This window comes from Bacillus sp. JJ675 (assembly GCF_036963165.1).
Classification (GTDB): domain Bacteria; phylum Bacillota; class Bacilli; order Bacillales; family Bacillaceae; genus Bacillus; species Bacillus glycinifermentans.
This window is the reverse complement of the sequence record NZ_JBALMR010000073.1, coordinates 1-10,186: the sequence shown is the minus strand read 5'-3', so window position 1 is coordinate 10,186 and position 10,186 is coordinate 1. Positions and strand designations below refer to the sequence as shown.

The 10,186-nt window shown below is 43.7% G+C and carries 3 protein-coding genes; all 3 read left to right on the top strand.

The annotated features are described in order from the left end of the window. Nucleotides 1-368 (top strand): phosphopantetheine-binding protein (locus tag V7126_RS18465; protein WP_335498173.1); only part of this gene is annotated, 368 nt, incomplete at its 5' end. A 171-nt stretch (nucleotides 369-539) separates the two neighbouring features. Beyond that, the gene (locus V7126_RS18460) at nucleotides 540-8,357 is read left to right on the top strand and encodes a non-ribosomal peptide synthetase (RefSeq protein WP_175077629.1); all 7,818 of its coding nucleotides are present in this window, start codon (nucleotides 540-542) and stop codon (nucleotides 8,355-8,357) included. Between the two features lie 135 nt (nucleotides 8,358-8,492). Then, on the top strand, nucleotides 8,493-10,186 hold a 1,694-nt coding region (locus tag V7126_RS18455; protein WP_335498170.1), incomplete at its 3' end, for a condensation domain-containing protein.

The window sequence follows — 10,186 nt, the reverse complement described above, 5'->3', positions numbered from 1 at the left end:
TGGACAAGCTGCCTCTGACCAAAAACGGAAAAGTGGACAGAAAAGCATTGCCTGAGCCCGACAAAACGGCCGCATCAGAAACGGAGTATGAAGCGCCGAGAAACTTTGTGGAGGAGCAAATCCTATCTATATTACAAGACGTTCTGGGAACAGAACGGATGGGCATTTCTTGCCGGTTCTTCGAAAGAGGCGGCAATTCGCTAAAAGCGATGCATGCGGTTAATTCAATTAATAAAGCTTTCGGCATCAATATGAGCGTCGGTGCATTTTTTGAAAATCCGACTGCCAAAAACTTAGCATATTACGTATTACAAGCCGACGCGGTTGTCGAAGGATATGCGATTGAGTTTTCAGAAGAGGAAATATAGGCCTTAAGAGGCGGATTGCTGAGCAAACTTGCTTATGGAGTCATTATATTCAGACTGACCATAAGGACCTTTTTTCGAGATTCACCCGCACTGTACAATCTATCCTCAGCCGATAGATTGTACAGCTGCCTATTTTACACCGTAAGTCTGACGAATGGAGTGATGATTGATATGAGTATAATCGACTTCATAAATGATTTAAAAAAGAAACATATCTTCTTATATCATAACCAGGGAAAAATCAGAATCATTGGCCCACAGGAATTATTGACCCCTGAATTAAAGCAAAAAATAAAGCAGCATAAAGAAGAAATCATAGCTGCTCTTAAAATCGACGGCACAAAAAAGGAGTGCGGCATTCCGGAAGCTCCGCTGTCCAAAAACGGATGCTACCCTTTATCAAGGGAACAAAAAAGGATGTTTATTTTAAATAAGCTTGACGAAAGCGGAATGGCATACAACATGCCGCTTGCGGTGAAAATAAGAGGCGATTTTCAAATCAGCCGGCTTGAACATGCATGGAGGCAGTTAATCGGCCGGCATGAAGCGTTAAGGACCTCTTTTGAAACAGTCAACGGCGAGCCGGTGCAAAAAATAGAACCGGACGTTGATTTTCATTTGCGATACAGCGAATTGGGAACAGAAAGCGTTCAAGAGAAAATCGCGAGGTTTATCAAACCTTTTCGTTTAGAAAAAGCTCCGCTTTTAAGAGCGGAAATCGTAAAAGTCAACGAAGCCGAACACATGATGATGGTTGATATGCACCATATCATATCAGACGGCGTATCCATTGGAATTTTAATGAAAGAACTGGCTGATGTTTGCGGAGGCAAACCATTATCCCCGGCTGTGACGCAATATAAAGATTACTCGGAATGGCAAAGAGAAACCGAGAAAAAAGGCGGGCTGAAGAAGCAGGAAGATTATTGGCTGAATGTTTTTCAAGGCGAAATTCCGGTTTTGAATATGCCGCTTGATTTTGCGAGGCCAAAAAACCGAAGCTTTGATGGCGGCAGAGCCGTTTTTGAATTGGATCATGCCATGACCGGAAAACTGGAAAGTCTAGCGGCAGAAAACGGCGTTACGATGTATATGCTTCTTTTGACTGTGTATACCATCCTTCTTTCAAAGTACACGGGACAGGAAGATATCATTGTAGGTTCGCCGATTGCGGGCAGATCCCATGCCGATTTAAAACATACAGTCGGAATGTTTGTAAACACCCTTGCAATGAGAAATTATCCTAAAGGCGACATGACATTTACCGAATACTTAAAAGAAGTAAAAGAACATACGTTAAACGCATATGAAAATCAAGATTATCAATTTGATGCATTGGTTGACAAATTGGACCTGATAAAAGACACAAGCAGAAATCCGCTGTTTGATACGATGTTTGATCTGCAAAATGCTGAAGACTTTAAATTCGATGCCGGCGGGGTATTTTTTGAACCATACAGCTTTCCATTTGATGTTTCAAAATTTGATGTAAGCCTTACGGCGGTTCATCACGGGGATCGTATCGAGCTGGATTTCCAATATTGTACGAAACTGTTTAAAAAAGAAACGATCAAACGAATGGCAAGCCACTTTTTACATCTTTTACAGGACGCCGCCTATCATCCTGAACGGACATTATGCGAACTAAGCATGATGTCTGAAGAAGAAAAACATACGGTATTACATATATTCAATCATGAGAAAACGGACTATCCGAAACATCAGACAATCAACGGGCTGTTTGAAGATCGCGCTGAAAAAACGCCGGACCACACCGCGGTCATATGTGGAGACGAGCATCTGACGTATCGGGAGCTTAACGAAAAATCGAATCAATTGGCGCGGCTGCTCAGAAAAAACGGAGTAAAACCCGATACGGTTGTGGGCATCATGACAGACCGTTCCCTTGAGATGATCATCGGGATCATCGGGATCTTAAAAGCGGGGGGAGCTTATCTGCCGATTGATCCGGACTATCCGGCAGACAGAATGATGTATATGCTCAAAGACAGCGGTGTTGATGCCGTCTTCACACAGGAGCATTTAAAGTCTAAAGCAGAGGGATTTCAGCTGATTACCGTTGAAGACACCGGGTCTTTCAGTAAAGAAAACCTTCCGCATGTAAACGATGCCGCCGATTTAGCATATGTCATTTACACTTCGGGTTCTTCCGGCAGGCCAAAGGGAGTGATGACAACTCACCGAAATGTCATCAACTATATTCATTCATTTACGAAAAGGGTTCCATTGCACGAAAACGATACAGTACTCCAGGTCGTATCATTTTCATTTGATGCATTTTCCGAGGAGCTTTATCCGATTTTGGCAAGTTCCGGACGGCTTGTGATCAGCAAAAAAATCGGAGATGCGAGCATAGATGAACTGGTGGAAAACATCAACAAGCATCGCGTTACACTCGTGAGCTGCTCCCCGCTGTTATTAAATGAAATAGATAAAAACAAACATTTGGCTTTTCATCAGAATATGAAATTCATCAGCGGAGGAGACGTTTTAAAATATGAGTATGTCGAAAACATCATAAAAGGCGCAGATGTTTATAATTCCTACGGTCCGACGGAAGCGACGGTTTGCGCAACTTATTATAAGTTAAGCGGCGAAGACCGCGCCAGAACGAGCATTCCGATCGGCAGGCCTTTAAGCAATTATAAGGTGTATGTTGCCGATCGATACGGCCGGCCTCAGCCGGTTGGAATTCCGGGCGAACTGCTGATCGGCGGTGATGGACTGGCGCGTGGATATGTAAATAATAAAAAATTGACAGACGCGGCTTTTATATTGGATGCCTCAGGCGAGAGGTTATACCGCACAGGGGATTTAGCGAGATGGCTCCCTGACGGCAATCTCGAATTTTTAGGGAGAATCGATCAGCAGGTCAAAATCCGCGGTTATCGGATCGAGCTCGAAGAAATCGAACACCGGCTGCTGGAGAACGGCGATATCAACGAAGCGATTGTCACGGCCAGGGAAGACAGCGGCAAAAATAAATATCTGTGTGCTTACATCACACTAAAAAACAAAGGAGCGACGATCGACCAGATCAAAAGATCGCTTGCAAAGAATCTTCCAGATTACATGGTGCCGTCACACTTCGTAAAGCTGGACAAAGTCCCGCGTACCATCAATGGAAAGGCGGATGTCAAATCACTGCCGGAGCCTGATGCGAGGGATCTTGCACAAGCGCAATACGAAGCTCCCCGAAATCAAACGGAAGAAAAGCTTTTGTCGATCTGGCAGGAAATATTGGGTACGGAGAGGATCGGCATAAATGATAATTTCTTTGAGATAGGCGGACATTCCCTGAAGGCATTCTCGCTGGCCGCTAACATTCAAAAAGAATTGAATGCGGAAGTGACGTTAAAGGAAATGTTCAGCCATCCGACGATTAAAGAAATCGCAGCATATATCAAACAAAAACATCAAACGGTTCATTCAGCCATAAAACAAGCGGAGAAGAAGGCGTACTATGCCCTTTCATCCGCCCAAAAAAGATTGTATATTCTCAATCAGATCGAAGACAGCCAAACAGCCTATAACATGCCTTTTGCAATGAAATTAAAGGGCAGGCTCCGGAAGGAAAAGCTTGAAAAAGCCTTCAAAGCATTAATTGACAGACATGAAGGATTCAGAACATCCTTTGTTACGGTGGACGGCGAACCCGTCCAAAAGATAGAAGAGGAAGTCAACTTTGAAATCACATCCGCCGAATTGGGGAAACAAAGCCTGCAGGAACGTATGAACCGATTTATCAAGCCGTTTGACCTTGAAGAAGCGCCCCTTCTAAGAGCAGAGCTTCTCAAGGTGAACGAAGATGAACATATCCTGCTGATTGATATGCACCATATCATTTCAGACGGAATGTCAATGGGGATCTTTATGAAGGAATGGGCTGCATTATATGAAGAAAAGCCATTGCCGCCTTTAAAAATCCAGTATAAAGATTATTCTGAATGGCAAAGAGAATCATATGAAAAAGACAGGATCAAAAAACAGGAAGAATACTGGCTTCATACATTTCAAGATGACATTCCCGTTCTCAACATGCCAACCGATTATCCAAGGCCGCAAATGCAAAGCTTTGAAGGGGACAGATTCGCATTTAAAATCGGCGGCGAGCTGACCGGAAAGCTGAAAACAATCGCCAAAGAAAACGGCGTTACGATGTACATGCTCCTTTTGGCTGGATATACGGTGCTGCTTTCAAAATATACCGGACAGGAAGACGTGATCGTAGGTTCACCGATAGCCGGAAGAACCCATGAGGATGTGGAAAACACGATCGGAATGTTCGTCAACACGCTTGCGATGCGAAATTATCCAAAGGGCGGCAGCAGATTCATTGAGTACTTAAAAGAAGTAAAAGAACATACGTTAAATGCCTATGAAAATCAAGACTATCCGTTCGATGAGCTTGTAGACAAATTAGATTTGGAACGGGATATCAGCAGAAATGCTTTATTTGACACGATGTTTGACATGCAATCATTGGATGATGCCGAGCCGCAGATAGAAGGACTCGATGTTGAAACGTGCAGCATGGAGTTTCATATTTCAAAATTCGATTTGTCTTTGGCGGCGGCGGAAACCGCTGATGGGATAGCCTTCCATTTGGAATATTGCACGAGATTATTTAAGAAAGAAACCGCAGAAACGTTAGCCGGGCATTTCATTCATATATTGAAAGATATTTCAGACCATCCCGAAAAGACATTAAACGAAATCAATATGCTTTCAGAAGAAGAACGGAACGCTGTACTTTATCACTTTAATGATACGAAGACGGGGCATCCGACAGGGATTTTGCCAAAGCTGTTTGAAGAACAGGCAGAAAAAACACCGAATCTTCCGGCAGCGGTCTTTAAGGATCAAACATTGACCTACGGCGAATTAAACGAAAAAGCGAATCAACTTGCAAAAACCTTGCGCAAAAAGGGCGTTCGGCGGGAATCTATCGTCGGAATGATGGCAGAACGTTCATTGGATATGGTGACGGGTGTATTGGCGATCTTAAAAGCCGGAGGCGCTTATCTGCCGATCGATCCGGAGTATCCGAAAGAGCGGATCGAATATATGCTCAAAGACAGCGGTGCTGATATATTGCTGATTCAAGACCATCTCATCGGCAGCATCAGCTTTGCAGGCGAAATCGTGAATATGAGCTCACCGGATGCCTATGCTTCTGATCGAAGCAACCTCGAGCACATCAACTCTTCCGGCGATTTGGCATACGTCATCTATACGTCTGGTACGACGGGAAATCCAAAAGGTGTTATGGTGGAGCACGGAAATCTCATTCATGCCCATTACAACTGGAGAAGGCACTACGAGTTAGAGACATTTAAAGTAAACTTGCTGCAGCTGGCGAGCTTTTCGTTTGATGTTTTTGCCGGAGACTTATGCAGAAGCCTCTTCAACGGCGGAACGATGTATATCGTGCCAAATGACGTGAAGCTGGAAATGAATTTATTATATGAAATGATAAAAAAATATCATATTAATATTTTTGAGTCGACGCCAAGCTTTGTGATTCCTTTTATGAAATATATCCATCATCAGCATCTGGATATTTCCGGGATGAAATTGCTGGTTATGGGGTCAGACAGCTGTGCCATCAAAGATTATAAATGGCTTGTCGAACAGTATGGAAATAGCATGAGAATCATCAACAGCTACGGTGTTACTGAAGCTTCCGTTGATTCAAGCTATTATGAGGAAGATTTGGAGAATATCCCGGACATAGCGAATACGCCTATAGGAAAACCGTTGGACAATACCGCATTTTATATATTAGATTCCTCATTAAACCCTCAGCCAGTCGGCGTTTATGGAGAGCTGTACATCGGGGGCGGAGGGATTGCAAGAGGATATTGTAACAACCCTGAACTCACGAAGGAAAGGTTTGTTCCAAACCGCTTTGACGACGGCGGGAACATGTACAAAACGGGAGACCTGGCAAGATGGCTGCCGGACGGAAATGTTGAATTCCTGGGCAGAATCGATCACCAGGTAAAGATCCGCGGCTTTAGAATTGAAATCAGCGAAATTGAAAGCCGGCTGCTGGGCAAGCAGGATATAAGCGAAGCGGTGATTATTGACAGGGAAGACGGCAAAGGCCATAAGTACCTGTGCGCCTATATTGTCGCCCAAAAGTCCGTTAATGCAAATGAGCTAAGGGAATATTTGTCCAATCATTTACCAGACTATATGATACCTTCCTATTTTGTTCAAATCAGCAGGATGCCTCTTACACCAAACGGAAAGGTCGATCGCAAAGCACTTCCGGAACCGGACGAAGAGAGGGCGGCAGCAAGCGAGTACGAAGCGCCGCGAAATGATACGGAAGAAAAGCTGGCTGCGGTTTGGCAGGAAGTGCTCGACAGGGACAAAATCGGAATCAATGATAATTTCTTTGAAGTCGGAGGAGATTCAATAAAGGCTCTGCAAATCGTTTCAAAATTATCAAGAGCCGATCTCAAACTTCAGGTGAAAGATCTGTTTACCAACCCTGTCATCAAACATCTCAGCAAATACGTGAAAAAAGAGGCGAAAGCGCGCCAAAACAACGAAATCGTTCAAGGAGAAGCGCCGCTGACTCCGATCCAAAGGGCGTTTTTTGAAGCAAATAAAATAGAGCAGAACCATTACAACCAGGCTTTTATGCTGTACAGAGAAAACGGCTTTGATGAAAAGACCGTCGAAAAGGTTTTCCGCAAACTGGTCGAACAGCACGATGCATTAAGAATGATATACAAAGAGAAAAACGGCGAAATCATTCAGCATAACCGCGGTTTGGAAGACAGCGTCTTCGATTTGTATGTTTATGATATGAAGACGGAAACGAACCTTGAGGAAATCGTTTATCAGACAGCGACGGCCGTTCAAAAAGAAATCTCAATCCGCGCAGGAAGCATGATGAAGCTGGCCATTTTCAAAACAAATAGCGGTGACCACCTTTTGATTGCGATTCATCATCTTGTCGTAGATGGGGTGTCCTGGAGAATCTTATTCGAGGATTTTGAGGCCGCCTACAGTCAAGCATTGCAAGGCAAAACAATTGAGCTCGGCTATAAAACCGATTCGTACAAAACGTATGCGGAAAAACTGGCGGAATATGCACAAACCAAAAAGCTTTTCAAAGAAAGAGATTATTGGCGGGACATCTCAAAAGGAACGATGGCATTTCTCCCTAAGCAAAGACGAGCAGAGGATAACTACGAAAACAGCAATACGCTCAGAGTTTTTTTAAGCGAAACGGAAACGGAACAACTGCTTGGCGAAGTACACAAAGCATACAATACGCAAATCAACGATATCCTGTTAACGGCTTTGTTAATCACGGCAAGGAAAATGACGGGGGAAAACAAACTCAAAATTCTCATGGAAGGCCACGGGAGAGAAGACATTTTACAGGACGTTGATATCAGCAGAACGGTAGGCTGGTTCACCTCAATATATCCCGTATTCATTGATTTAGAAGACGAAACAGAACTGTCCATGACCATAAAAATGGTGAAAGAAACCTTGAGGAAAATACCGAATAACGGAATCGGGTACGGAATCCTGAAATTTTTGTCAAAAGACGAAGAGCTCTTGAAAGATGAAAGGCCTCCGATATTATTCAATTATTTAGGCGAGATCGAGCATGATACGGAGGCTGGGCAATTTTCATCATCGAAGCTCCCGAAAGGACAAAGCATCGGGGAAAAAAGCGCAAGAGATGCGGCGGTTGAGATCGACTCAGTCGTTGCCAATCAACGGCTTATCATCAGCACGACGTTTAACCGGCGTGAATACGGCGATCACACCATTCGTGATTTTAACCAAACGTACAAAGAAAGTCTTCAGACGGTGATCAACCATTGCATGAGCAAGCATGAAACCGAAAAAACGTCTTCAGACTACGGTTATGACAAAATTTCATTACAAGACCTTGAGGAATTATTGAATGAATATGAATCTGTAGACAGCTAGAACTTCCTGACAAAAGGGTCTGTATCACCCCTTCTCAAAAAAGTGCTGCTGCCGGTTTCTTTCGCGGCAGCAGCTGCTGACATTGATGATGTGCATATCGAAAACTAAAGGAATTCTAGGAGCTGAGATTGCGATATGAAAACCAAAGTTGAGAAAATATATCCGTTATCAAACATGCAAAAAGGAATGCTGTTTCATGCCATGGATGACAAAGCGTCATCTGCATATTTTGAGCAGCTTATCATCGATTTAAAAGGCCAAGTAGATGAGCAGATATTTGAGGACAGCCTGAATGAAGTTATGAAAAGGCATGAGATATTACGAGCATCATTTACCTACAAATTGGAGGAGCCGTTACACGTCATCATTAAAGATCGGAAAATAAAGTTTGAATACCGTGATATCCGCGATCAGCATAATCAGGACGATGTTTTGAGAAAATTTTTGCAAGAAGATAAACAAAAGGGGTTTGACTTGGCCAAAGAAACTTTGATGAGAGCCTGCCTCATCAGAAGGGATGAGGATTCATACCAATTGATCTGGACGTATCATCACATTTTGCTAGATGGCTGGTGCCTTGGGATTATATTGGATGAGCTCTTTACGATTTACGAAAAGAAACGAAAAGGCAAAAGGCATCAATTGGAGGACCCTAGACCATACAGTGACTATATCAAGTGGCTTGAAAGCCAGGATAAAGAGGAAGCCAAGGAATATTGGAAGCAATATTTAGAAGGCTGTGATCAAAAAACGATGATTCCCAAGCTGAGCACGCATTCCGGTGCACCTCAGCCTAAAAGAAAGGAAAAATTAATTGAATGTTCCGAAAAACTCACAAATGGCCTTTTGAAATTGGCAAATCGGAATCGTGTGACAATCAATACCGTTTTGCAAAGCATTTGGGGCGTAATTTTAGCAAGGTACAACAATAGCGAAGATGTGGTGTTCGGAACCGTTGTCTCCGGAAGGGATGCTGAGGTGGAAGGGATCGAAAAAATGGTCGGCGTCTTCATCAATACAATCCCGACCAGAATCAGGCTGGAAAGAGACATGAGCTTTAAAGATGTGTTAAGAAAAACACAATCTGACGCATTGGAAAGCAATCGCTACAATTATCTGAATTTAGCGGAGGTTCAATCACTGAGCGAATTGAAACATGATTTGATCGATCATGTCATGGTATTTGAAAACTATGCCGTAGACCAAAAAGCGTTTGAACAAAGAAATGATTTAGGGTTTGAAATGGAGAATGTCGGAGGGGAAGAACAAACGAACTATAGCTTCAGCATCTCCGCCGGGCTTGACGGCCGCTTAAAGCTCTTGCTTATCTACGATGAGAATGTTTACGGCGAAGAGATTATCAATAATATCGAAAGGCATATCATAGCGGTCGCCGAACAAGTGGCTGAACATGATGAGAAAACATTAAGCGAAATCGAGCTTGTGTCAGAAGAAGAAAAACACATGCTCCTATACGAATTCAACGACACGAAAACCGATTACCCAAAAGACAAGACCCTCCATCAGCTGTTTGAGGAACAGGCGGAGAAAAACCCTGATCACAGGGCCGCCGTGTTCGGCAGCCGAAGCCTGACGTACAAGGAGCTGAATGAAAAAGCGAACCAGACAGCGAGACTGCTCAGGGAAAAAGGCGTTGGCGCAGGCTCTGTTGCGGCGATCCTCGCGGAGCGCTCCATTGAGATGATCATCGGCATCATGGGAATTTTAAAGGCGGGGGCGGCGTATTTGCCGATTGATCCCGAAACGCCGAAAGACCGAATCGCCTATATGCTGAAAGACGCCAAGGCGGGCGTCCTCCTGACAAACAG

What these genes read in the sequence shown, in the direction of transcription:
- V7126_RS18460 (WP_175077629.1), top strand. Translation starts at nt 540, where the DNA reads ATGAGTATAATCGACTTCATAAATGATTTAAAAAAGAAACATATCTTC.